General features: G+C 37.4%; 18 protein-coding genes and 1 other annotated feature (1 of these 19 cut by a window edge). Of the genes, 13 read left to right on the top strand and 5 right to left on the bottom strand.

The genetic code is table 11. The features are described 5' to 3' along the window. The first annotated feature begins 313 nt into the window (after nt 1–313). The 4 genes from PQQ29_RS08485 to PQQ29_RS08470 all read left to right on the top strand — a co-directional run bounded on the left by PQQ29_RS08485 (nt 314) and on the right by PQQ29_RS08470 (nt 5,130). The gene (locus PQQ29_RS08485; protein ID WP_010991648.1) at nt 314–2,083 is read left to right on the top strand and encodes an ABC transporter ATP-binding protein; all 1,770 of its coding nucleotides are present in this window, start codon (nt 314–316) and stop codon (nt 2,081–2,083) included. Beyond that, nucleotides 2,067–3,872 (top strand): ABC transporter ATP-binding protein, encoded by a 1,806-nt coding sequence (locus PQQ29_RS08480; RefSeq protein WP_003772133.1) that lies wholly within the window; start codon nt 2,067–2,069, stop codon nt 3,870–3,872. Before PQQ29_RS08485 ends, PQQ29_RS08480 begins: the two co-directional genes overlap by 17 nt. An 80-nt stretch (nt 3,873–3,952) precedes the next feature. Further along, nucleotides 3,953–4,441 carry a CcdC family protein gene (locus PQQ29_RS08475; RefSeq protein ID WP_003772132.1) on the top strand — a complete coding sequence of 163 codons (489 nt, stop codon included), beginning with the start codon at nt 3,953–3,955 and terminating at the stop codon, nt 4,439–4,441. 173 nt (nt 4,442–4,614) lie between these two features. Next, nucleotides 4,615–5,130, top strand: coding sequence for a hypothetical protein (locus PQQ29_RS08470; RefSeq protein WP_003767188.1), 516 nt, complete (start codon nt 4,615–4,617; stop codon nt 5,128–5,130). Between the two features lie 41 nt (nt 5,131–5,171). Here PQQ29_RS08470 and PQQ29_RS08465 read toward each other — a convergent pair whose 3' ends face one another. Further along, the gene (locus PQQ29_RS08465; RefSeq protein WP_003762533.1) at nt 5,172–5,780 is read right to left on the bottom strand and encodes a lysophospholipid acyltransferase family protein; all 609 of its coding nucleotides are present in this window, start codon (nt 5,778–5,780) and stop codon (nt 5,172–5,174) included. A gap of 115 nt (nt 5,781–5,895) precedes the next feature. Between PQQ29_RS08465 and PQQ29_RS08460 the strand changes: the two genes are divergently transcribed. The 9 genes from PQQ29_RS08460 (at nt 5,896) to PQQ29_RS08420 (ending at nt 19,401) form a co-directional block, all read left to right on the top strand. Next, entirely contained in the window at nt 5,896–7,020 is a 1,125-nt protein-coding gene (locus PQQ29_RS08460; RefSeq protein ID WP_010991647.1) for an exonuclease SbcCD subunit D, read from the top strand. Next, nucleotides 7,017–10,088 (top strand): SbcC/MukB-like Walker B domain-containing protein, encoded by a 3,072-nt coding sequence (locus PQQ29_RS08455; protein ID WP_187984135.1) that lies wholly within the window; start codon nt 7,017–7,019, stop codon nt 10,086–10,088. Before PQQ29_RS08460 ends, PQQ29_RS08455 begins: the two co-directional genes overlap by 4 nt. An 83-nt stretch (nt 10,089–10,171) precedes the next feature. Continuing rightward, nucleotides 10,172–13,390, top strand: a complete 3,219-nt coding sequence (locus PQQ29_RS08450) for a DEAD/DEAH box helicase (protein WP_010991645.1) — start codon at nt 10,172–10,174, stop codon at nt 13,388–13,390. Further along, nucleotides 13,390–13,812 carry a general stress protein gene (locus tag PQQ29_RS08445; RefSeq protein ID WP_003762529.1) on the top strand — a complete coding sequence of 141 codons (423 nt, stop codon included), beginning with the start codon at nt 13,390–13,392 and terminating at the stop codon, nt 13,810–13,812. The genes PQQ29_RS08450 and PQQ29_RS08445 overlap by 1 nt, the downstream gene beginning before the upstream one ends. A 23-nt stretch (nt 13,813–13,835) precedes the next feature. Beyond that, a complete protein-coding gene (locus PQQ29_RS08440; protein ID WP_003762527.1) occupies nt 13,836–14,639 on the top strand; it encodes an STAS domain-containing protein in 804 nt (267 codons plus the stop codon). A 154-nt stretch (nt 14,640–14,793) separates the two neighbouring features. Then, a complete protein-coding gene (acnA, locus tag PQQ29_RS08435; protein WP_010991644.1) occupies nt 14,794–17,496 on the top strand; it encodes an aconitate hydratase AcnA in 2,703 nt (900 codons plus the stop codon). A 103-nt stretch (nt 17,497–17,599) separates the two neighbouring features. Further along, entirely contained in the window at nt 17,600–17,833 is a 234-nt protein-coding gene (locus PQQ29_RS08430; RefSeq protein WP_010991643.1) for a hypothetical protein, read from the top strand. Nucleotides 17,834–17,845: 12 nt separating this feature from the next. Next, nucleotides 17,846–18,427 (top strand): DNA-3-methyladenine glycosylase I, encoded by a 582-nt coding sequence (locus PQQ29_RS08425; protein WP_010991642.1) that lies wholly within the window; start codon nt 17,846–17,848, stop codon nt 18,425–18,427. Beyond that, nucleotides 18,427–19,401 (top strand): S66 family peptidase, encoded by a 975-nt coding sequence (locus PQQ29_RS08420; protein WP_010991641.1) that lies wholly within the window; start codon nt 18,427–18,429, stop codon nt 19,399–19,401. The genes PQQ29_RS08425 and PQQ29_RS08420 overlap by 1 nt, the downstream gene beginning before the upstream one ends. Before the next feature lie 39 nt (nt 19,402–19,440). Here PQQ29_RS08420 and PQQ29_RS08415 read toward each other — a convergent pair whose 3' ends face one another. The 4 genes from PQQ29_RS08415 to lap all read right to left on the bottom strand — a co-directional run bounded on the left by PQQ29_RS08415 (nt 19,441) and on the right by lap (nt 24,661). Then, nucleotides 19,441–20,508, bottom strand: coding sequence for an ABC transporter permease (locus PQQ29_RS08415; protein WP_003772110.1), 1,068 nt, complete (start codon nt 20,506–20,508; stop codon nt 19,441–19,443). Then, nucleotides 20,505–21,425, bottom strand: coding sequence for an ABC transporter ATP-binding protein (locus PQQ29_RS08410; protein ID WP_003762518.1), 921 nt, complete (start codon nt 21,423–21,425; stop codon nt 20,505–20,507). The genes PQQ29_RS08415 and PQQ29_RS08410 overlap by 4 nt, the downstream gene beginning before the upstream one ends. An 83-nt stretch (nt 21,426–21,508) precedes the next feature. Continuing rightward, the gene (locus PQQ29_RS08405; protein ID WP_187984134.1) at nt 21,509–21,937 is read right to left on the bottom strand and encodes a VOC family protein; all 429 of its coding nucleotides are present in this window, start codon (nt 21,935–21,937) and stop codon (nt 21,509–21,511) included. A gap of 123 nt (nt 21,938–22,060) precedes the next feature. Continuing rightward, nucleotides 22,061–24,661 carry an adhesion-mediating acetaldehyde/alcohol dehydrogenase LAP gene (gene lap, locus PQQ29_RS08400; protein ID WP_003762516.1) on the bottom strand — a complete coding sequence of 867 codons (2,601 nt, stop codon included), beginning with the start codon at nt 24,659–24,661 and terminating at the stop codon, nt 22,061–22,063. Between the two features lie 489 nt (nt 24,662–25,150). Then, nucleotides 25,151–25,233: a binding site (T-box leader), on the top strand; it runs 161 nt beyond the window's last position.

Below are 25,233 nucleotides of genomic sequence, written 5' to 3'. Positions count from 1 at the left end.
AATTTTTAAACAATTTGCAATTATTTGTTGCGCTTTCAAATGAAATCGGTTAAACTAATATCGTTGCATAATAAAACAAAGGAGGAATGGACGATGAATAATTATATTACGACTTCAAACATGGCATTATTGCGCTTAAAAATAGAATTTATTTCACCGGACCATTTCGCGAGCATGGGAACTCTCCTTTAAGTTGGTTTTATTTTATACAAAGTGGTGACAAATAAATATATTTTTTCGGGTAATAATGGGCAGAAATAGGTCCATTATTTTTATTTGTCCAAATTTAAGGAAAAAAGGGAGGGATAGTTGTTTGAAAATTTTTAAAGCATTAAGCTGGTTTTTTAAAGAAAATTGGAAGTCTTATGCGTTTGGGGTAACAATTTTATTTACAATTGCGCTTTTGCAGTTAGTACCGCCGCAAATAATTGGCTACACGGTGGATGCAGTCACAAATGACTCACTGACAAAAGAAAAATTGATTAAATGGATGCTTATTCTCGTTGTAGCAGCTGTTCTTGCTTACGTTGGACGTTACGTTTGGCGGATGTTGATTTTCGGTTCTGATAACAAATTACAACGGACGTTACGCTTACGACTGTTCGAACATTTTACGAAGATGTCACCATTTTTCTTCCAACGTTATCGTACTGGGGATTTAATGGCACATGCGACGAATGATATTACCGCTATTCAACAAGTGGCGGGAATTGGTGTTTTGACATTATCGGATTCTGTGTTAACAGGAGGAACGGTTATTGCAACCATGGCGATTACGATTGACTGGCGCCTTACTTTGATTGCATTACTTCCAATGCCGTTTATGGTACTCGGAAGTTCGATTTTAGGTAAAAAATTACATGATCGTTTCCATGGGGCTCAAGCTGCTTTTTCGATGTTAAATGATAAAACACAAGAAAGTATTTCAGGAATTAAAGTCACACGAACATTTGGGCAAGAAAAAGAAGATATTCAAGATTTTGCCAAACAAACAAAAGAAGTAGTTCAAAAAAATATTTCGGTTGCTAAAGTGGATGCGATGTTCGATCCAATGATTTCGATTATTGTAGGGATTTCCTTTGTGCTTTCCTTAGGGTTTGGAGCTAAATTCGTTGTTGACGGAGAATTGACTATTGGACAAGTGATTGCTTTTTCAAACTATTTATTCTTACTCATTTGGCCGATGTTAGCATTTGGATTTTTATACAATATCATTCAGCGCGGAAATGCTTCTTACGACCGTGTGCAGCATTTGCTTGCGGAAAAAGAAGATGTAATTGATCACGCAGATGCAGTAGATGTTACGCCAGAAGGTAATTTACATGTGGAAATTAATGCATTTACGTATCCAGATGAAAGTGAACCCGTATTGTCAGAGATTGGTTTTGACTTAAAATCTGGTGAAACGCTTGGAATTGTTGGGCGAACTGGTTCTGGGAAAACATCGTTATTAAAATTATTAATGCGAGAATATGATACGTACGATGGCGAAATTTCTTTTGCTGATGTAAAAATTCAAGATTACACTGTACGAGCTTTGAGAGAAGCAATCGGTTATGTGCCACAAGATCAGTTTTTATTCTCAACAACCGTGCGTGATAATATTCGTTTTGGGAAACCAGAAGCACCTCAAGAAGAAGTGAGCAAAATCGCGCAACTTGTATCCGTTGATGAAGATATTCTTGGGTTTGAACATGGGTATGATACGATTGTCGGCGAGCGCGGAGTTTCACTTTCTGGTGGGCAAAAACAGCGGCTTGCCATCGCACGTGCCTTAATTATGAATCCAGAATTGCTGATTTTGGATGATGCACTTTCGGCGGTAGATGCAAAAACGGAAGAACAGATTCTATCTAATTTAAAAGAGAATCGTTCTGATAAGACAACCATCATTAGCGCACACCGACTTAGCTCTGTGGAACATGCTAATTTGATTATTGTTATTGATAAAGGGAGAATTGTGGAACGAGGAACGCATAGTGAGCTAATGACGCTAGATGGCTGGTATGCAGAAATGTTCCATGAGCAACAACTAGAGGAAGCTTTAGGAGAAGGGGGTGCGGCTGATGGAAGTGATGAATGAACAAGACGAAATGTTAGTGATGTCCGGTAAAGAACACCGTGCAGTATTAAAGCGAATGCTTAGTTACACAAAATATCATATTCCAAGTTTGATTTGGACTGGAATTCTTGTTCTTCTTGTAACGCTTGCAGATGTATTCGCGCCAATTTTAATTAAAATATTCTTGGATGATTATTTAACGCCAATGAATTTAGAAATGCAAGCTTTGTTAATTTTAGGAGCGGGGTATTTAGGGCTGACAATTGGGAAATCCATTGTGTGGTACTTCCAATTGCTTTATTTCCAAAAAATCGCGCTTGAAATTGTGCAGCAAATGCGGATTGACATTTTTACGAAGCTTCATTCACTCGGCATGCGTTATTTTGATAAAACGCCTGCTGGGAGTATCGTTTCGCGTGTGACAAATGATACGGAAGCTGTGAAAGATATGTTTATTAATGTGCTTTCAACTGCGATTCAAAGTTTGTTTATGCTCGTAGGGATTTATGCGGCGATGTTTGCGCTCAATGTTCAGTTAGCGCTTTATAGCTTGCTGTTATTCCCACTTATTGTCTTTATTATTTTTGTTTACCGGAAATATAGTTCCCAGTTTTACCGGGCAAGACGAGAAAAATTAAGCCAATTAAATGCGAAAATTGCTGAGTCGATTTCAGGGATGTCGATTGTGCAACAATTTAATCAAGAGCGCCGTTTAGTAAAAGAATTCGAGCACATCAACAAAGACTATTATGATGTTGGAATGAAAAACATTAAATTTAATGCGCTATTACTTGGGCCAGCCATTGACTTGATTTACGCGCTAGCAGTTGTGATTATTCTTAGCTTTTTCGGGGCTGAATCTTTAACTGGTCCTGTAGCTATCGGGACAATTTATGCGTTTGTTAGTTATTTTGATCGGTTTTTAGAAGCGATTTATAACGTAATGGAACGTTTGGCTATGTATCAAGAAGCCATCACAGCAGCGTCTAGAGTATTTCGTATTATGGATGAAACAGAAGAAGTCCCAGCTCAATTAAATGATCCAGAAGCAAAAATTACTCGTGCAAAAATTGAGTTTAAAGATGTTTCGTTTGCGTATGAAGGCGGACGTGATGTACTTAAAAATATTAGCTTTACAGCAGAACCTGGTCAAACGGTGGCTTTAGTTGGTCATACAGGGAGTGGTAAAAGTTCGATTATCAATTTAATGATGCGCTTTTATGAATTCGAGCGTGGCGATATTTTAATTGATGGTAAGTCGATTAAATCCCATGAAATTGCTGAATTGCGTAAGAAGACGGGACTTGTCTTACAAGATAGTTTTATGTTTTATGGCGATATTAACACGAATATTCGTCTTTATGATAAAAACATTACGGATGAGCAAATTGTGGATGCCGCGAAATTTGTTCAAGCAGATGGTTTTATTCAAACGTTATCCGATCAATATCAACATAAAGTTATTGAGCGAGGTGCTTCATTTTCAAGTGGGCAAAGGCAGTTGATTTCTTTTGCTAGAACAGTTGTGACGAACCCACAAATTCTTGTGTTAGATGAAGCGACGGCAAATATTGATACAGAAACAGAAAGCTTAATTCAAACTGGGTTAAAACGAATGAGAGAAGGACGTACAACGATTGCGATTGCGCATCGACTTTCGACAATTAAGGATGCCGATTTAATTTTAGTTTTATCTAAAGGGCGAATTATTGAGCGTGGTACACATGATTCATTAATTGCAGAACAAGGTGTATATCACTCAATGTATCAATTACAAAATAGCGGAATGGATTTAGACGAAGCGCTTTAAGCAGAGAAGTTTATTTCAAGCGGTAAAAGGAATATAATGAGGAGCGAAGTGTTACAGCAGATAAGTAGGGGGAATTAATCGTGTCATTAGTCATTTCAATTATCATTACACTTGTTTTTGGGGCTGGAATTATCATGATAAGAATGAAAGCATCGAAGCGTCCAGCAAGTGTGAAAGGGATTATCATACCGCCAATTATGATGTCGACAGGCGCACTCATGTTTGTTATTCCTTTTTTCCGTGTTTCGGTAGTAGATATTTTAGAAGCAATTGCCATGGGGCTAGTGTTTTCTGTTATTTTAATTTGGACTACAAAATTCGAAGTTCGTCATAAATACGTATTTATTAAACGCACGAAAGCTTTTCCGGTTATTTTGATGGGATTATTGCTTATTCGGATTTTCATTAAATATTGGATTAGCGGCAGTTTGGAAGTAGGCGAATTATCTGGTATGTTCTGGATTATGGCGTTTGCAATGATTGTGCCTTGGCGAATCGTTATGTATTTCCAATATAAAAATACGGAAAAACAGCTAGGTAAAGTAGAAGTTAGTGGCGAGTACGAATAATAGTGAAAGCATTTTCCAAAACAGCTTGAATTATCTAGTATGAATAGCTTATAATGAATAATGTTACATCGTGAGTAATGTTACTTGCCGGATGGGTGAAGCATATCCGAGACTGACGCGGCCAGTTACAAAAGGGCTTCCGAGTTTGGCTTGAAAAAAAGGAGGACATCATCTTGAAAAAATGGTTATTAGTAGTTTTAACTTTAGCACTAGGATTGTCGCTTGCGGCTTGTTCCGGTTCTAATAGTTCCGACAAAAAAGAAGACACAAAAAAAGAAACATCAAACGTTAAGGACGACGTATTAAATTATTACATGGACTTAGTAGACGTTATTAATGAAAACAATGGCGATTACAACGCTTATGTAGGAGCGGTTGGCGCAGATCCTAAACCATCTGAAGCAGACCTTGCTGCTCTTGCAAAACCAGCTAGTGAATCAGCACTTAAAGTATCTGAAACACTTGCTAGTGAAAAAACACCAGACCTAGGTAAATACACAGATGATTTCAAAGCAGCTGTGAAACAATTAAGTGATGCTTATAAATTAGAAGCAGATGCACTTAAAGCTAGTGGTCGTGACACAACAAAAGCAGACGAAGCGATGGCAAAAGCGGACGAAGCAATTGCTGGCGTATTAAAAGATGCTGGACTTAATCCTTCAAGCATTACAACTGATACAGCTTCCTGATAATAAAAAAGACAGTTTCCAAATGGAAGCTGTCTTTTTTATTATTTGTTTTTTGTTTGGTTAATTTCATTTTGAAGTTGTTCAAATGTCGCCATTAATTCTTGAGACTTAACTTCTAGTAGCTCTTTTTGGTCAAGTTCGGTATCATTGAATAATACCGGATCGCCAAAACGAATAATGATTTTTTTGCGTTTTAAAATTTCTCCAAATGTTTTGGGTCCATCATAAACAGCAGGTAGCATTGGAACTTTTGCTTTATGAGCGATAGTTACAGCACCACGTTTTAAATGAAGGTTGGTTGTTTTTCTTGTACCACTAGGGAAAATACCAACTACTTTACCAGATTTAAGCATCCGAATGGGAGCTTTAATGGCACTTGGTCCAGGATTATCACGATTGACTGGGAAAGCGTTAAGGTGCGTCATTAGCCAGTTGAGGAATTTTCCTTTGAAAAGCTCTTGTTTCGCCATATAATGTACTGGTGTTGGCGACAAAGCGAAACCAAGATATAAGATCTCAATCCAAGACGTATGAGTGGAAACTACAACATAAGGCGCTTCGATAATTTTCTCTTTGTTTTGTACTTGAAATCGTCCACCAATAATAATTAAAATAAAATGAACGAGGTTTTTTGCGAAATGATAAAACAACTTCTTCACTCCCAATATTGCTAGTTATTTTTTTAAACTATATCTAGTATACTTAAAAATGACGAGTTTTGCATTAAAAATAAATAATCTCTGAGAAAAAGAAAAGAGGAAAACGATGAAATTTTTACATACAGCTGATTTGCATTTAGGGAAAATTGTATCTGGCGTATCGATGCTAGCTGAGCAAGAATATATTTTGGCACAAATAACGAAGATTGCCGAGGAAGAACAAGTTGATGCGCTTATTTTGGCTGGAGATTTATATGACCGTGCTGTACCGCCTGCGGATGCGGTGAAAGTGCTAAATGATATTTTAGTGAAATGGAATGTAGAACTAGGTATTCCGATATTTGCGATTAGTGGTAATCATGATAGTGCAGAGCGACTAGCTTTTGGCAGTCAGTGGTACGAAAGCAGCAAGCTATATATGAAAGGGAAATGTACTTCGCAGTTTGAACCAATTTCGTTTATGGATGCGGAAGTGTGGCTTGTGCCTTATCATGAGCCGGCAATTATTCGTGAAGTCTTGGCTGATAGTTCTATTCGTAGCTTTGAGGACGCTATGCAAGCCGTGACGAAACAAATTCGAACAAAATGGAACCCAGCTAAGGCGCAAATTTTAGTAGGACATGCGTTTGTTTCTGGCGGGATTCCTAGCGAGTCAGAACGCCAACTTGCGATAGGAAATGTGGACCGAGTTTCAACGAACTGTTTTGATGGATTTACTTATACCGCGCTTGGTCATTTGCATCACCCGCATGCGATTAATCATCCTGCTATTTTTTATAGCGGATCGCCGTTAAAATATTCTTTTTCAGAAACAAAGGATAATAAAAGTGTGCGCATTGTAGAAATTGAGGGAAATGAACTTATTAGTGTAAAAGAGCGATTTCTAACGCCGAAACATGATATGCGCATTATTTCTGGAACACTGGCGGAACTTACAGAAAACTTAGTGGAAAATCCAAATGATTTCTTTCAAGTTAATTTAATGGATGAAGGTGCTTTAATTGATCCAATGGGGAAATTGCGCCAATTTTATCCCAATATTTTACATTTAGAACGTAAAAAGCAAACCTTAAAAGAAACGCAAGATAACTTTGAAGAAATGATGAAAAAAGATGATTTAGAGTTATTTGGGCAATTTTTTGAATATGTAAATGGTACGAAATTAACGGAGACGCAACGACAAAAATTAGCAGATGTGTTTGAAGAAGCGCGAAAGGAGGATACTGAATGAGACCGATAAAATTAACTATGCAAGCTTTTGGAGCTTATGCCAAAAAAGAAGTAATTGACTTTGAAAAACTAGGAACGGAACAAATTTTCGTGATTTCTGGTAAAACAGGGGCGGGGAAATCCACTATTTTTGATGCAATTAGCTTTGCGATTTTTGGAAAAGCAAACACATTCGATCGGGAAAGTTTTTCCATGCGCAGCCATTTTGCGACGGACAAAGAAATAACGGAAGTAACGCTTGTGTTTAGATTGAAAGACAAAATTTATCAGATCAGTCGTATTCCTCAACAAGAAATTGCTAAACAACGAGGAAATGGAACGACAACTTCTCCTCAAAAAGCTGAATTATACGAACTCATAGGTGATGAAATGAAGCTCCTTGCGAGTTCCGTTCGTGATGTTAATACGAAAATGGAAGAATTAATTCAACTTAATGTGGATCAATTTAGACAAATTTTAATGATTCCTCAAGGGGAATTTAGAGAACTACTCGTATCGGATAGTAAAGAAAAAGAAGTGATTTTGCAACGATTAGCGCATACCGTGTACTATGAAAAAGTTGAAAATTTGCTGTGGGAAAAACAAAAAGAAGCAGAAATTTTAGTTGTCGAAGCGAGAAAAAAAGTCGCCGAGCTTGCCGAACTCAGCTTGCCAGGAATAGAAATAACCGGCAAGACAACAACTGAAATTAGTTTGCTGCAAACAGAAGCTATCAAGCAAGAACAAGCAATTTTAGCAGAGTTAGAAAGTGCTTTAAGCATCATTCGTAAAGAAACAAGTGAAGCGGTTGAAAAAGTGACTCTTGCGAAAGAACAACTGCTTGATTGGCAAAATTTAGATTTATATATAGAAGAAGTAGCTAAATTAGAAGCTGAAAAAGATTTTTATCAAGTGATAGCAAACCGAATTGAAGCAGCTAAAAGAGCCAGTAACCTGCGTTCTCAGGATGCGCTTTGTATCCGTTTAAAAGAACAATTAGAAACAGCAGTAAATACTGAAAAACAAGTAGCGCATGAAGTAGAGTTGATAACAAACCAATTTTCAAATGCAAAAAAACAAAAAGAAGCACTCGCCGAACAAGAAGCAGTACTAGAAGCTAACAAACGCACACTTTTTCAATTAGAAGAAATGGAACCAAAAATCATTGAATTAGAAACAGTAACGATTCAAAAAAGACGCGCAGAAATTAATTGGAAAGAAGCAGCGGATCGTTTAGAAAAAGTGATGAAAACAGAGCAGGAAATCGCAGCAGAACTACAGTCAATGGAAACTCGTTTAGGAGAAATTAACCAAGCAGAACTAGCGATTTTAGAGGCTATTAATAAACGAACAACTGCCGAAGCTCTCATTGAAAAAAATCAAGAACTTGTTAATAAACGAATGAAAATGGATCTATGGAATAAACAAAAACAAACAGAAGAACAAACGCTAAAACAACTTTTAACAGAAAAATTAGCTATAGAAACAATGATTAAACAAGAAGAATCAAATTTACAACAAGAACAAGCTGCAACACTCGCAGCTCATTTGCACGAGGGTGACGCTTGTCCTGTCTGCGGATCTGTGTCACATCCACAATTGGCAGAATACGGGGAATCAGCCAGCCTCACAACGCTAGAAGAGGCAAAAGCTAAACTACATGAAAAACAATTAGCGATTAATGAGGTTGAAAAATCAATCAGCCAACTTGAATGGCAATTAGCTGAATGGGCGGATATAGCAGATGTGGACTTAGTTGCAGTAGAAAAGTTATTAGCAGAAAACCGCCAATTAGCTAAAAACCTAACAGATCAAATAAATCAATTGCAAACTAACGTGGCGCAAAAAGAAAATATTCAAGGCGCACTTGAAACATTAAAAAACAAACAAAAAGAGCTAGAAACAGAAAAAAATAATACGGCTCTTCAAGTAGAAAGTTTTCATCAAGAAGTCCAACTCTCATCTGGAAAACTAAGCTATTTAGAACAAGCAATTCCAGCCGATTTACGAGATAAAACTATTTTTGATAAGAAAAAGAATGAATTAAGTAACAGCATTAAAACGCATCTGGAACAAGCCGAACAAGTGGATAAAATATTTAGAGAAGCTGAAAAAGAAACAACTAGGCTGGAATCAACATTGCAATCTGCCGAGAACACAACACTGGACGCTAAAGAAGCATTACAAGTCCAACGCGAAGTTTTTAAAGAGTCAATGAAACAAAATGATTTTCCTACTTATGAGGCTTATAAACAAGCTTTAATGTCAGTAGAAGAACTAAAAAGTAAAGAAGAACAACTAGCTGACTTTGAGCGGAAACGCCATTTAGCTATATCACGCCAAGCTGATTTAACAGAAAAACTGAAAAACAAACAAAAACCAAATATCGAACAACTAGAATCATTTATGACCGAAAAACAATTAGAACTTGCTCAGTCAGAAGAAAACACAATTAAACAACGCGACTTTGTTTTGAAACGAAAAGAACTTGCCGAAAACTATCAAAACAGTATTCAAGCAGTAGAAAAAGCAGAAGAAAATTATGCGGACATTGGCTTATTAGCAGACTCAGCTCGTGGTAAAAATGCTAGAAGGCTAACATTTGAACGTTATATTTTAGCGATGTTTTTAGATACTATTATCCACCGAGCTAATCATCGTTTATCTAAAATGACTAGCGGACGTTTTGAACTCAAGCGAAAAATCGAAAAAGCAAAAGGGAATGTCCAAAGTGGGTTAGAACTTGAAGTTTTTGATGAATATACGGGGCTGACGCGTCATGTAAAAACACTTTCAGGTGGAGAAAGCTTTAAAACCTCGCTAGCACTTGCTTTGTCGCTTGCAGAAGTTGTCCAAGAAATGGCTGGTGGAATTTCACTGGAAACCATGTTTATTGATGAAGGATTTGGAACGCTTGATCCAGAGTCATTAGAGGTCGCCGTAGAATGTTTACTGGAAACACAAGAAAACGGCCGCTTAGTCGGGATTATTTCCCATGTGCCAGAGCTAAAAGAACGCATTTCAGCAAGGTTAGAAGTAACTGCAACTAATCACGGAAGTACAACTAAATTTATTACTGCTAATAGCTAAAAGACCGCTTGCGTTGCCGTCACTCGTCTTTTCCTATATAATAGTAGTTTAGAGTAATGGACGGTTTTGGGAGGAAGAAAGTAATGGAGCACTTTACAGCAATTCAAAATAAAATGATTCCATATAGTGTGAAACAGGCTGGAAAAAAACTGATGGAAGACGGAGAAATCATTCAGTTTCGTGAAAAAGACGCATCAGACCATTTTTTAACCTATTTTATTGATCAAAATGTCGTAGAAGATGCTGGTAGTGAAAATTATGCTTGTAGCTGTGCCGATTTTCAGCTAAATGCTATTTGCAAACATATCTACGCGACACATTTAAAAATGGAAAAAGAAAAACAAAAAGCAGCCAAACAAGATTTTAAAAATCGAATTCTCACACAAGAATCAAATACACTTCTTTCCCTTTTTCAACAAAATATGGCGCAACAACTTGAAGTGGAAGAGGATATTACTAATAAAATACCACTTCAAACACAATATATCATTCGCTTAAAACCCGATGATTCTAGTTATATTATGACAATTGAAGTCAAAGTAGGGACAGAGCGAACATATGTAGTAAAAAATATGAATACGTTTTTAGCTGCGATTCGTGATCGGCAGTGGCTTGTATTTACTAAGAATTTTGCTTATGATCCAAACGAGCATTTCTTTTTGGAAGAAGACAAACAAATTTTGGACAAATTACTTCAAATCAGTGAAATTGCCAAGATGTATGATACAGATTCTTTCTACTGGTCAAAATCCTATGCGGAAGAGAAAAATCTAACTATTCCACCTAGTATGGCTGGTGAACTATTAGAACTCTTAACTGAGCGCGACACGACTTGTATTATTATGAAAGAACGCGTAGAAGATATTAAATACCGCGGCATCAACGTTCGCCGCGATAACCTAGACTTTATTTTTGAACTTAAAAAAAGTGCGGATGACAAATACCAACTAGAAATGGAAGACTTACAACAAGCAATCTTTTTCGAAGCTTATCAGTTACTTTTCTTTGATGGTACTTTTTTCATTCCTGTTAAAGAAGTTTGGGAATCTTTAAAACCGTTAATTGAGTTTCACAAAGTTACGAAAAATGAAGTGGTGCAGTTTTCGGAGTCGCAATTGAGTGAAGTGATTTCCTATGTTTTACCAGCTTTACAAAAAAGTGGTAAGTTGAAACTGGACGACTCGATTGAAGACCGGATTACACAGCAACCACTTGATTGTAAATTATTTATTGCATTGGAATACGGAGAGCATACATTACGCCTTGAATATCATTATGGCAATCAATTATTTGATCCATTTGCAATTACGGAAGAAGAAAACGAAAAAATCATGATTCGTGATGTGGAAAAAGAAGCACGCGTGATGAATATTATCGAAAGCGCTCCTGTTCATTTTTCAGGAACAAAAATGGTTGTTAATAAACAAGAAAAGGATTTATATCAATTTTACTATCGAACCATTCCAAAACTTGCCGAGTATGCGGAGATTTATATGGAAGATGGTTTAGAAGAAATGGTAGAAGACAACGTGCGCCCTGTGACAACGCTAGATGTTTCTTCAGATAATGATTATCTTTCTGTTTCGTTTGATTTCAAAGGCATCCCGGAAGAAGAAGTCCAAAATGTCCTAGAATCATTGCGAGAAAAACGTAGCTATCATCGTCTGAAAAATGGACGTTTCTTATCGCTTGAATCGGAAAACTATAAACAAATGGAAGACGTACTACAAATGTTAGAAGTGCGTAAAAAAGATGTCCAGCCGAATATGCAAGTTCCGCTTTATCGAGGTATGCAAATTTACGATATTTTAGGGGCGGGAACGCAAGATGAACATCATAAATTCAGCCGTTCTTTCCGTGAACTACTGACAGACATAACTACTCAATCAGAAGACAGTTTTAGTTTACCAAAAGGATTAAAAGCAGAGTTGCGTGATTATCAGTTAACAGGTTTTGAATGGATGAAATCACTTGCTAAATATAATCTTGGTGGTATTTTGGCAGATGATATGGGACTCGGTAAAACTGTACAAACGATTAGCTTCTTGGCATCAGAATTAGAAGAGAATCCGAACTTAAAACCGGTCTTAATAGTTACACCAGCCTCACTGCTCTACAACTGGCAAAGTGAATTAGAAAAATTTGCGCCAGAAATCCCTGTGACTGTTTTACATGGAACGAAACAGGCTCGTATGGCAGAAATGGAAGAGATAAAACACGGTCATGTTTATTTGATTTCTTATCCATCTTTACGTCAAGATATTATTCATTTCGCTGATGTAGCTTTTTCAAGTGTCATTATTGATGAATCGCAAGCCATTAAAAACTACCATACAAAAGCATCTCAAGCGGTGCGAGCGCTTAAACGAAATCATGTATTTGCGTTAAGTGGAACGCCGCTTGAAAATAGTATTGATGAATTATGGGCGATTTTCCAAACATTAATGCCAGGATTTTTCCCATCGCTACGCAAATTCAAAGAAATACCATACGAAAACATTGCCAAAATGATTCGTCCGTTCTTACTGCGCAGATTAAAACAAGACGTAGTAAAAGAACTACCCGATAAAATTGAAACAAACCTTTATTCTGAATTAACCGATGAGCAAAAAACAATCTACTTAGCTTATTTAGAGAAAATTCAAGCTGATTTAGAAGAAAGTAATGGCAATGCTTCGGAAGAACGAATCAAATTACTCGCGGGATTAACCCGTTTACGCCAAATTTGCTGTGATCCGAGCCTTTTTGTCGAAAATTATCAAGGTGAATCTGGTAAATTACTACAGTTATTTGATACAATACAGACAGCAAGAGAAAACGGCAAACGAATACTGATTTTTTCTCAGTTCACTGGTATGCTTGCGATTATTCGCCGGAAATTAGAAGAAGATGGTCAACCCCTTTTCTATATGGATGGTAAAACGCCTGCTAAAACAAGATTAGATATGGTTAATGCTTTTAATGAAGGTGAGAATGATATTTTCCTAATCTCTTTAAAAGCAGGAGGAACCGGGCTAAATCTTGTGGGTGCAGATACGGTGATATTATACGACTTATGGTGGAATCCAGCTGTAGAAGAACAAGCGACAGGACGTGCTCACAGAATCGGTCAAAAACGTGTCGTTCAAGTGTTCCGAATGATTACAAAAGGAACGATTGAAGAACGAATTTTTGACTTACAAAAGAAAAAACAAGCGCTCGTGGATGAACTTATCCAACCAGGGGAACAAATGCTAGGTAAGTTAAACACAGAAGAAATTAAACAAATTTTACAATTGGATAATGGAAGGGATGACAAATAATGAAAAAGTGGGAAGTATTCGCAGTTCAAAATGTAGGCGCAGCAGAGGAAATTATCAACAAGTTAGTAAGTGAGGGCTATGAAAAAGAAGATATTTCTGTTTTAGCTAAATCTAAACATAATAAAAATCTCGAAACATTAGCGGAAAAAGAAAATATTGAAATCGAACGTCCAGTTAATGAAGAGGCGTTTGGCATTATCTCTGGAATACTGCAATCACTTAGTGGCGCAATTGTTATTCCACAAGCTTATAATCCGAAATACGGCGCCCTATATGCGGCAGGACCTTTTGCTAAATGGTTCTCAAAAACAGACGATAAATCTGTTAAAAAACTTCTAGAAGATTTCGACTTAACAGAAGAACAGGTTGATAAAATGATTGAAAATTTACATGCAGATAACATCTTAATTTTTGCGAGATAGTATCGGTGAAAAAGGAGAAGTTTATGCAAATTAAAGAATTTTTGATTAGTCGTCGTTCAGAGGTAGTTAACAATTTTTACGATAATTATTATACTCAAACGGATGAGTATAAGTTGAGGCTTAGTGCTGGTGAGGATGAACAATCTATTCGCTCACTAAGTACCGCATCGTGTGGCATGATTATTGATGTCATTACGGGAGTGAAAGAACGAGATTTTGAAAACATCGGTAAAAGACGCTTCAATGACAAAACGGACATTAGAAAAATCCATCAACATATGAGCGAAATTGATAAATTTATTATAAACAGCTTACTTAAATGGAAAGAAACTGAAGATGTTTTTTATACGGATGCTGATATTATTCAGTTTATGTTAGAAATAAAAGACACACTCGCATCCATTCAACAGCAGCTTCTTGAAGGATTTATGCAAGAAAATAGAAATCAAGTTATGGCTCAGCGCAAAGAGATTATCCAATTATCGACGCGTATTATTCCGATTACTGATTCCATCGGAGTGTTGCCAATAGTTGGAAGTTTAGATGATGATCGAGGCTATTTTATGAAAGAAAAAGCAATCGAATCTGCGGATAAGTTAAATTTAGACTTCATCGTAATAGATTTTTCTAGCGCCGTGTTAAAAGATGATTTTGCAACAAAACACATGGAAGATATGATTCAATCATTTAAATTGATTGGATTAATCCCGATACTTTCTGGTATGCAACCAAGCTTTGCCCAGCGCACAATTCAGGTTGGTTCGAATATTTCGAAACTCCAATCATTTGGCTCCCTAGAACAAGCATTAACCAATTTAGGTCTATAAAAAAAGGTGAATGGCACTTCGTTGTCATTCATTTTTTTGTTATAAGAAAAAGTTATTGAATTATAGCGAATTCTCTTTGTTTACTTATCGCTTATTTTTAAGTACAATAGATGAGAGAGACCAGTCGTTTCAAGAATTGAAGGAGGAAACGTGGATGACTAATTGGAAAGAAAAAGCAAAAGCATCATTTAAACTTAATGACAAAACGTATCATTACTACAAAATTAAAACCTTAGAAGAGGACAAAATCACAAACATCGAGAAATTACCTTATTCTGTACGTGTTTTACTTGAATCCGTATTAAGACAAGCTGATGGCAGAGTAATTAAGGATTCACATGTAGAAGACCTAGCTCATTGGTCAAAAAATGGTAACGAAGGAGAAGTTCCATTTAAACCAGCGCGTGTTATTTTACAAGATTTCACCGGTGTTCCAGCAGTTGTTGACTTAGCTTCATTACGGAAAGCAATGGCTGACCTAGGCGGCGACCCAGAAAAAATCAATCCAGAAATCCCAGTTGATTTAGTAGTCGATCACTCGGTACAAGTTGATAGTTATGCGAATCCAGAAGCGCTAAAAATCAACATGGAGCTAGAGTTCAAACGCAATATGGAGCGTTATCAATTTTTAAACTGGGCGCAAAAAGCATTTGATAATTATCGTGCTGTGCCACCTGCAACTGGTATCGTTCACCAAGTTAACTTAGAGTATTTAGCAAACGTCGTCATCGCGAATGAAGTTTCTGACGGCGAATTTGTAGCGTTTCCAGATTCCCTTGTCGGGACAGATAGCCATACGACAATGATTAATGGTATTGGCGTTTTAGGTTGGGGCGTTGGCGGTATTGAAGCTGAAGCTGGAATGCTCGGACAACCATCTTATTTCCCAATTCCGGAAGTTATCGGTGTGAAATTATTAGGTGCTTTACCAAACGGCGCAACTGCCACCGATTTTGCTTTGAAAGTAACACAAGTTTTGCGGGAACAAAAAGTAGTAGGGAAATTTGTTGAATTTTATGGTCCAGGCGTTGCAACCCTTCCACTAGCTGACCGCGCGACTGTTGCCAATATGGCTCCTGAATACGGCGCAACTTGCGGATTTTTCCCGGTAGACAAAGAAGCACTTAACTATTTAAAACTAACTGGTCGTGACAAAGAACAAATCGAATTAGTAGAAGCTTATTTAGAAGCAAACGATTTATTCTTTACACCAGAAAAAGTAGAACCAAATTATACACAAACAGTGGAAATCGATCTTTCTGCTATTGAGCCAAATCTAGCTGGGCCAAAACGTCCACAAGATTTGATTCCGCTTTCGAAAATGAAAGAAACATTCCGTGAATCCATTACAGCGAAAGCAGGCAACCAAGGTTTCGGTCTTGATAAATCAGCTTTAGACAAAGAAGTAACTGTTACATTTGGCAATAGTGACCAATCAACAATGAAAACTGGTTCCGTTGCTATTGCAGCAATTACAAGCTGTACGAATACCTCTAACCCATACGTAATGCTAAGCGCCGGTTTGGTCGCTAAAAAAGCTGTTGAAAAAGGCTTAGAAGTACCCAAATTCGTCAAAACTTCCTTAGCGCCAGGTTCCAAAGTTGTTACAGGCTACCTGGAAAAAGCTGGTTTACTTCCATATTTAGAAAAACTTGGCTTTGACCTAGTTGGTTATGGTTGTACAACTTGTATCGGTAACTCAGGTCCATTAAAAGAAGAAATTGAAGAAGCGATTCAAGAGAGTGATTTACTAGTTTCCGCAGTTCTCAGTGGTAACCGTAACTTTGAAGGACGAATTCATGCACTTGTGAAAGCAAACTTCTTAGCTTCACCACCACTTGTCGTTGCTTATGCGCTTGCTGGGACAACGAACGTAGATATGTTAACAGAACCAATCGGACGTGGTAATAATGGCGAAGATGTCTTCTTAAACGATATTTGGCCAAGTTCAGAAGAAGTGAAGGCGCTTGTAGAAGAAACCGTAACGCCAGAACTTTTCCGTGAGCAATATGCCCATGTATTTGATGAAAATGAAGCTTGGAATGCGATTGAAACTACAGAAGATGCTTTATACAAATGGGATGAAAATTCGACGTATATTGCCAACCCGCCATTCTTTGATAATTTAGCAAAAGAAGCTGGCAAAGTAGAAGCTTTATCTGGTCTTCGTATTATTGGTAAATTTGGTGATTCTGTTACAACCGACCACATTTCACCAGCTGGTGCAATCGGTAAAGATACACCAGCCGGAAAATTCCTGCAAGAAGAAGGCGTAGCGATTCGTGATTTCAACTCGTATGGCTCTCGTCGTGGTCATCATGATGTTATGATGCGCGGTACATTCGCCAATATTCGAATCAAAAACCAAATCGCTCCTGGAACAGAAGGTGGTTACACAACATACTGGCCAACTGGGGATGTAATGTCCATTTATGACGCATCTAGAAAATATATCGAAAACAACACTGGCTTAGTGATTCTTGCTGGCGATGATTACGGAATGGGATCTTCACGTGACTGGGCTGCCAAAGGAACTAATTTACTTGGAATTAAAACTGTAATTGCAAAAAGTTATGAACGGATTCATCGTTCTAACCTTGTAATGATGGGTGTTTTACCACTTCAATTCCTACCAGGAGAAGATGCAGATACACTAGGCCTTACTGGTTCAGAAAGTTTACAAGTGGAAATCAGTGAAGGTGTAGCGCCAAGAGATATTGTCAAAGTAACAGCTGTTCGCGAAGACGGCACTAGCTTCACCTTTGATGCACTTGCACGATTTGACTCAGAAGTAGAAATTGACTATTACCGTCATGGTGGGATTTTACCAATGGTCCTTCGTGGCAAATTAAAATAATTACCAAAAAAAGAAGCGAGCAAATAAGTTCGCTTCTTTTTTTATTTTCACTTGCAAAAAGGGAACGTATGTTTTATGATTGGTAAATAGGAGGCTTGAGCGAATGAGGTATCAAAAGATAAGTTTGGTTGTAACAGGAATAATTGCAGCAGTAGTTGGTTATCTTATTTTCAAAAGCGAGTATCACCCAGATGTTCCGAACTGGCTATTATTTTTATTTTTAGCATTGAGTATCGCAGTTGCAGTTAGTCAGTGGAGAGAGAAACGGATAATTTGGAGTTGTATTGGTTTGTTTGTAGCCGTATTAATTAGTGTGTATTATATTTTAACTATATAGGAGGAACTCAATTTGTCCGAAGAATTACGTTGTCCATGGTCGATTAATGACCCGTTTGAACTAGCATACCATGATGGCGAGTGGTGCGTCCCGAGTAAGGATGATACTTATTTATTTGAAATGTTGAATTTAGAAGGGGCACAAGCTGGCCTGTCATGGAAATTAATTTTACATAAAAGAAAAGCCTATCAAGAAGCTTTTTTTCATTTTGATATTGATAAGTGTGCTCGGTTAACAGATGAAGATTTAGCGCGGATCGTTTCAGAAGCGGCCATTGTGAAGAACCGTTTGAAAGTCAAAGCAGTTCGCACCAATGCCCTAGCTACACAAAAAGTCCAAGCAGAATTCGGCTCATTCGCTAATTATATTTGGAGTTTTACAAATGGAGAGCGAATTATTAATGAATGGCAGGGAATGGGAGAAGTGCCAGCTAAGACGGAACTATCCGAAAAAATAAGTAAAGATTTGAAGAAACGAGGCTTTAAGTTCGTTGGGCCTGTGATTATCTATTCTTATTTACAAGCTATTGGCATCCTGGACGATCATTTACGTTCATGTCCATTCCATACGCTAAATAGGGAGGCGATCAAATGATGATTCCCGCAAAATTAAAACAAGGTGATGAAATTCGCATCATTGCTCCAAGCCGATCTCTTGGTATAATGGCAGAAAATCAAGTCGATTTCGCTGTTAAACGCATAAATGAGATGGGTTTCAAAGTCACTTTTGGAGAGCATGTTTCAGAAATGGATTGTATGTTAAGCTCTAGTATTCGCTCAAGAGTAGCTGACATTCATGAAGCGTTCAATGATTCGAATGTGAAAGCGATTTTAACGGTTATCGGTGGTTTTAATAGCAATCAATTACTACCATATTTAGATTATGATTTAATTGCTGAGAACCCTAAGATTTTATGCGGATTCTCTGATATTACAGCGCTAGGAACGGCTATTTATACCCAAACCGAACTCGTTACTTATTCCGGCGCACATTTCTCTACCTTTTCAATGAAAAAAGGCCTAGACTACGTACTTGATTCATTTAGCGCTTGCTTAGTAGATAAAGAACCATTTGCGCTAACGGCAAGTACTTCGTGGAGTGATGATGAATGGTACTTGGATCAAGAAAACAGGGACTTCAAGCCAAATGAAGGGCTAGTTGTTCTTCAAGATGGAGAAGCAGAAGGAACCATTATCGGCGGGAATCTCTGCACGCTTAATTTACTACAAGGAACCGAATATATGCCTGATTTATCTGGTGCTATTTTATTTCTGGAAGATGATTTTATGACTGTTCCAGAAACGTTTGATCGTGATTTGGAGTCACTTCTTAATCAACCAGGTGCAGATGAAATAAAAGGTTTGGTTATTGGTCGCTTCCAAACAAAAACGGCAATGACAAAAGAAAAACTTGCTTTTATCATAGAAACGAAAACAGCTTTACAAAAAATCCCAGTTATTTCAGGCGCGGATTTTGGCCATACGCAACCACTTGCTACTTTCCCAATTGGCGGAACAGCAAGAATTGATACAAATGCAGTAAATAAAATTGAGATTATCAAACATTAAAAAAAGAGGTTGTCCATAACGGACAACCTCTTTTTTGGATTAACTTAACGCGACATCTCGTTTTTTGAAAATGAAGAATGTAAAGAAGAGGATGATCGCTGTATATACGCCAAGGCCAGCAATAATTTGCCAATCTGCTAAACCGCCAGCGATTTTTTGACCGCCAACTGTATCATTTAAGCTAAGCAAGTTGAAAATAATCCATTTCATCCAGTCGTATTTTTCGATAGCGAGTGGTAGTAGTTGACGAATAATTCCACCAGAGAATAGTACGCCGACACCAACACCAACTGCTAATGCTTGTGAACGAACAACGGATGAGAAGAAGAATGCGATAGTTGCATACACAATCATCAGTAAGAAGTTTGTTCCGAGTAACATCCAAGCATGATCCCACGCTGTCATTGCGCCTGATGAAGGGGAGAGCGGCATGAAAATCGATTGCTTCGGAAGAATAAACGAGAAGATAAAACTAGCTAATAATAGCGTGATGGAACTAATGATGCTATAAACAATACACATAAAATATTTAGAGAAAAGAATTTGACTTCTAGAATAAGGTCGTGCGAGTAATAACTTAATTGTTCCGCCAGAAAACTCTGTTGCAACAATAATACTTGCCACAATTACTACTAGCATCGTTGCGACTGCCCCAGAGCTACCGAGTGATGCAAAGAAGTCAGCACTTGAAATTCCCGCTGAATTGCTAGCAGGTTTTTCATCTGCATCTACATAAGCTTGATAGAAATCAATTTGTTTTTGAACTGATTCTTTTTCATCTTTCGTTTGAGCTGCTTGTTTTTGAGTTTTTAAGTAAGCAACGGAATCTGTTAGTGATAGTGTTTCGGTTTTATATGTTGGGTTACCATCTTTATCCGCTGAATTCCAGTATTCCTCCTCACTTACCGGAGTTCCTTTATCATCGTAATAAGCTGTAATTCCAGCATTACTTGCATTGCCACCTTCAACACCGCTTGTATCAATCTTACTAACGAAAAACATAAGTAGTGCCAAAGTTAAAACTGCTGCAAATAAGACAATTTGCATAATCCAACTAGATTTTCTAGAAAATAATTTAGTGAATTCATTTTTTATTAATGCTATCATGCTTTTACACCTCCGCCATTTGTTAATTCTAGGAATCGTTCTTCAAGGGAGGCTTGAAGTGGAACCATTTCCAATAAATCGATATTTGCTTGAATAATCGCGCGGGCAATTAAATGGACATCTTCGTGAGCCACTTCGATTTTAAATGAATTTTCTTTCTCAGCAACAAGTTTTACTGGAAGTGTAGCAAGAACAGTTTTTGCTGCTACGCTATCAGTGACTTTAAGTTGATAAACAGCCACATGATTTTCAAGTACGTCACTCATTTTTTCCGTATGAGTTAAGACACCTTTATTAATAATAGCAAAACGATCGGTAATTTGTTGAATTTCGCTAAGTAAATGGCTAGAAATTAAAACAGAAGTACCGTTTGTTGCTAAATCACGAATTAATGCTCTGAATTCTGCCATCCCTTGTGGATCAAGTCCATTGGTTGGCTCATCTAAAATAAGTAGGGCGGGGTTGTGAAGTAAGGCTTGTGCAACGCCTAAACGTTGACGCATACCTAAGGAATATGTTTTTACTTTTTGATTGATGGCATCTGAAAGTTTTACAAGTTCTACAATTTCACGAATATGATCGTCTGTAATATTTTTTTGACTCATCCGTGCAAATTGCTTTAAGTTAGCCCATCCAGACATATACATATAAAATTCCGGATTTTCAATAATTGCTCCTACTTCAGAAATTGCTGCTTTAAAGTCGGTATCAATATTTTTACCATTAATATAAACTGTACCTTCTGAGCGGCGAATTAAGCCTACAATCGAGCGGATAATAGTTGTTTTACCGGCACCATTTGGACCAAGTAAACCAAATACTTCTCCTTTATGTATGTCAAAGCTGATATCGTGGACAATATTTTTTTGTCCGATTTTTTTCGTGACATGTTCTAATTTTAAAACTGTCTCAGTCATGAACTCACTCCTTTTTTTCTCTCACTACTAAAATTGTACTATTTTTTAGTTCTAATTACATTCGGCTAGAGGACGGGAAAAAATCATACTTTAGTAGTAGACTCATTTTCTAAGTTAAGGTGCCAATCTATGCTGTAATGATCGATAACTTTTGCGTATTTTGCATCCCAAAAAGTTTTTTGAATAGGGATTTCAACGGTCCCTGTTTTAGAAAGTAGTACGAATGCATGTACAAAACTTTCTTCAGTTTCAAAATTAACTGCAAGTGATAAACGATTTCCCGCATCTGTTTCGCCTTCTAGTGTATCTGAGAAGTAAAACAAATCTTTATCGTCTTTCGTAAGCCTAGCATGAAGGATTCGTTCGCCTAATTTTTTATCTCCAGAGAATCCTTCCATCTCGTGAAAAAAACGAGTTTTTGTAATTTCTGCTTGAAACACTTTTTTATAAAATTCTAGTGCTTCTTGGGCTTCCCCGTTAAAAGTGAAGTAGGGCACAGTTGCTCGTATCATTAAATCAACTCCATTCTTGTTTCATTATACTAATTTTAGTACTAAAGCGAAAGCGCAAGCCCTGGGATGGACTTGCGCTTTCTTCTAACTTTATATATTAATGGTGGACAAGTTAGCTAGTTTTTAAACACCTTTGTAAGCTTCAAGGTAAATTTCTTTTAGTTCGCTTACAAGTGGTTGTTTAGGGTTGGCAGTAGTACATTGGTCCATGAATGCGCGATCTGCAAGTGTATCTACAACTGCATCCAAGTCTTTTTTAGCAACATTTTGTCCTTTAAGACTCATGTCGATACCAACATCTTTACCAAGTTTGATGATTTCATCTACAAGTGATTTAACGCCTTCTTCTGTAGTTGCAGCAGGGAAGCCGATAATACGAGAGATACGAGCATAATCTTCATCAGCACGGAAGCTTTCATATCTTGGGAATAACGCATGTTTTTTAGGTTTAAGTGCGTTATAACGGATAACGTGTGGCATAAGGATTGCATTCGCACGACCGTGAGGAATGTGGAATTCAGGTCCAATTTTGTGTGCCAAGCTGTGGTTAATTCCTAGGAACGCATTCGCAAATGCCATACCAGCTAGGGCAGAAGCATTATGCATTTTTTCACGCGCATCAGGATCACCAGTAAGAACAGATTCACGTAAGTTTTCAAAAACAAGTTCGATTGCACGGATAGACAATCCACGTGTATAATCGCTTGCCATTACGGATACATAAGATTCAATTGCGTGAGTTAGAACGTCCATACCAGTATCAGCAGTAATGTGTGCTGGAACAGTTGTTACATATTGTGCATCGACAATCGCAACGTCTGGAGTTAGTTCATAGTCAGCAAGAGGGTATTTAATGTTGTTTTCTTTGTCTGTAATAACCGCAAATGGAGTTACTTCAGAACCTGTACCACTTGTTGTTGGAATCGCAACGAATTTCGCTTTTCCACCAAGTTTAGGATATTTGAAAGTACGTTTACGGATATCTAAGAATTTTTGTTTCAAGCCGAAGAATGAAGCTTCTGGGTGTTCATAGAATAACCACATACCTTTGGCAGCATCCATTGCGGAACCACCACCAAGAGCGATAATTGTATCTGGTTTGAAGTCTTTCATTAGTTCTGCACCTTTGTAAACTGTTACATCAGATGGATCTGGTTCAACATCAGCGAATACTTGATAAGCTACGTCGTTACCACGTTTTTTCAGGTGTTCGATTACTACATCAACGTATTTGAATTGAACCATACCTGGGTCAGTTACGATAAATACGCGTTCAACGCCTTCCATTTTTTGAAGGTATTGAGTAGAATATTTTTCAAAGAAAATTTTTGGTGGAAGTTTGAACCATTGCATATTATTTCTCCGATCCGCGATACGTTTAACGTTCAGCAAGTTAGTCGCACTTACATTTTGTGATACAGAGTTTTTACCATAAGATCCACAACCAAGAGTTAGGGAAGGGATGAAGCCGTTATAAATGTCACCGATACCGCCTTGAGCGCTTGGTGCATTTACGATGATACGGCAAGCTTTCATACGGATACCAAATGCTTTTTGAACTTCTTTATCAGTAGAGTGAATAACTGCTGAGTGTCCAAGTCCGCCGTATACTAACATTTCTTCACAACGATCGAATGCTTCTGCTTGGTTAGCAGCTTCGATAAATGCAAGAACTGGGCTTAATTTTTCGTGAGATAGTGGGTATTTGTCGCCAACACCTTTAATTTCAGCTACAAGAATTTTTGTATCTTCTGGAACTTTGAAACCAGCTTGGTTTGCAATCCATGCAGGGGATTTACCAACTACATCTGGGTTAAGTGTTCCTTTTTCAGGGTTGATTACATAGCTTTCTAGTTTTTTGAATTCAGCACCTTTAACGAAGTAGCATTTGTTTGCTTCCATTTCTGCTTTTACTTCTTTAGCAACTTCTTTGTCCACGATAACTGCTTGTTCAGAAGCACAAATCATACCTTGGTCAAAAGATTTAGAAAGAATGATGTCATTAACAGAACGTTTGATTTTAGCTGTTTTGTCAATGTAAGCTGGTACGTTACCTGGTCCAACACCTAGTGCAGGTTTACCAGTAGAGTATGCTGATTTAACCATTCCAGCACCACCAGTTGCAAGTACAAGTGCTACTTTATCGTGGTTCATTAATTGTTTTGTTGCTTCTAGGGAAGGTTTTTCTACCCATTGAATACAATGTTCTGGTGCTCCAGCTGCAACTGCTGCATCATAAACAACTTTTGCTGCTTCAGATGAACAACGTTGCGCACTTGGATGGAAAGCGAAGATGATTGGGTTACGCGTTTTAATCGCGATAATTGCTTTGAAAAGTGTTGTTGAAGTTGGGTTAGTTACTGGTGTAACCCCGGCAACTACTCCGACTGGTTCAGCAATTTCGATAACACCAGTTTGAGTATCTTCGTTAATAACTCCGACTGTTTTGTTGTTTTTAATGTTGTTCCAAATATATTCTGTTGCGAAGATGTTTTTAATACATTTATCTTCGTATAATCCACGTCCTGTTTCTTCTACTGCTAATTTTGCAAGGGGCATATGTTGGTCAAGTCCGGCAAGCGCCATTGCGTGTACGATATTATCTACTTGTTCTTGGTTGTAACTTTCAAATGCTTTCAATGCTTTTTGTCCATTGTCTGCTAATCTGTCAATCACTTTTTGAACTTCTAATACTTCTTGGGCCGCATTTTCTTTAATTGCCATTTTCCAGAACCTCCTAATATTTGTGCGGGACTCTAAATGTCCATAGTAGACTTTTGACGTCCCTGATAATCCAAAAAAATTTGACTTGTTGCTGTGCCATATTCTTTTGTTTTATTTGATTACACCGTTAGTATAAGCCATCAATAAAAGTTTGTCCAGTGTTTCACGTGAAAATATTCACAAATAGACGAAAATGAGCGGATAGTCCTTCTGGGAAAGCAATTTTTAGTCTATAAGGCATAGTTTGTATGAGTGGTTTTATCATATAGTTTTAAGGGGATTTTCATCTCTAGTTGACTCGTAAATAAAAGGTAATTAAGATAATGATTTTTTTTTACTATTAATAATGTCCTGTATTAATAGGGGGATAGAGGGATTTTCTATGATAGTTCTTTTTACTTAGTTGTTTATTAACTGCTATTTTGATTTATGTGGTTTTATTTTCTTGACTTTCCGTTTGTTCTTATGTAAGATGAATACAAGTAAAAAATGATAGCTTTGATGAAGAGTAAGTAGCATGATGAAAGTTTTTAGAGAGCTGACGGTTGGTGAAAGTCAGTAGCGGACATGAT

This window comes from Listeria innocua (genome assembly GCF_028596125.1).
Lineage (GTDB): Bacteria > Bacillota > Bacilli > Lactobacillales > Listeriaceae > Listeria > Listeria innocua.
The sequence above is the reverse complement of the archived record's forward strand: the minus strand, read 5'-3'. Positions and strand labels throughout refer to the sequence as shown.

Bases quoted from the DNA above. Each gene is read 5' to 3' on its own strand.
- PQQ29_RS08480 (WP_003772133.1), top strand. From the start codon at position 2,067: ATGGAAGTGATGAATGAACAAGACGAAATGTTAGTGATGTCCGGTAAA.
- PQQ29_RS08460 (WP_010991647.1), top strand. From the start codon at position 5,896: ATGAAATTTTTACATACAGCTGATTTGCATTTAGGGAAAATTGTATCT.
- PQQ29_RS08455 (WP_187984135.1), top strand. From the start codon at position 7,017: ATGAGACCGATAAAATTAACTATGCAAGCTTTTGGAGCTTATGCCAAA.
- PQQ29_RS08450 (WP_010991645.1), top strand. From the start codon at position 10,172: ATGGAGCACTTTACAGCAATTCAAAATAAAATGATTCCATATAGTGTG.
- PQQ29_RS08445 (WP_003762529.1), top strand. From the start codon at position 13,390: ATGAAAAAGTGGGAAGTATTCGCAGTTCAAAATGTAGGCGCAGCAGAG.
- PQQ29_RS08440 (WP_003762527.1), top strand. From the start codon at position 13,836: ATGCAAATTAAAGAATTTTTGATTAGTCGTCGTTCAGAGGTAGTTAAC.
- acnA (WP_010991644.1), top strand. From the start codon at position 14,794: ATGACTAATTGGAAAGAAAAAGCAAAAGCATCATTTAAACTTAATGAC.
- PQQ29_RS08430 (WP_010991643.1), top strand. From the start codon at position 17,600: ATGAGGTATCAAAAGATAAGTTTGGTTGTAACAGGAATAATTGCAGCA.
- PQQ29_RS08420 (WP_010991641.1), top strand. From the start codon at position 18,427: ATGATTCCCGCAAAATTAAAACAAGGTGATGAAATTCGCATCATTGCT.
- PQQ29_RS08415 (WP_003772110.1), bottom strand. From the start codon at position 20,508: ATGATAGCATTAATAAAAAATGAATTCACTAAATTATTTTCTAGAAAA.
- PQQ29_RS08410 (WP_003762518.1), bottom strand. From the start codon at position 21,425: ATGACTGAGACAGTTTTAAAATTAGAACATGTCACGAAAAAAATCGGA.
- PQQ29_RS08405 (WP_187984134.1), bottom strand. From the start codon at position 21,937: ATGATACGAGCAACTGTGCCCTACTTCACTTTTAACGGGGAAGCCCAA.
- lap (WP_003762516.1), bottom strand. From the start codon at position 24,661: ATGGCAATTAAAGAAAATGCGGCCCAAGAAGTATTAGAAGTTCAAAAA.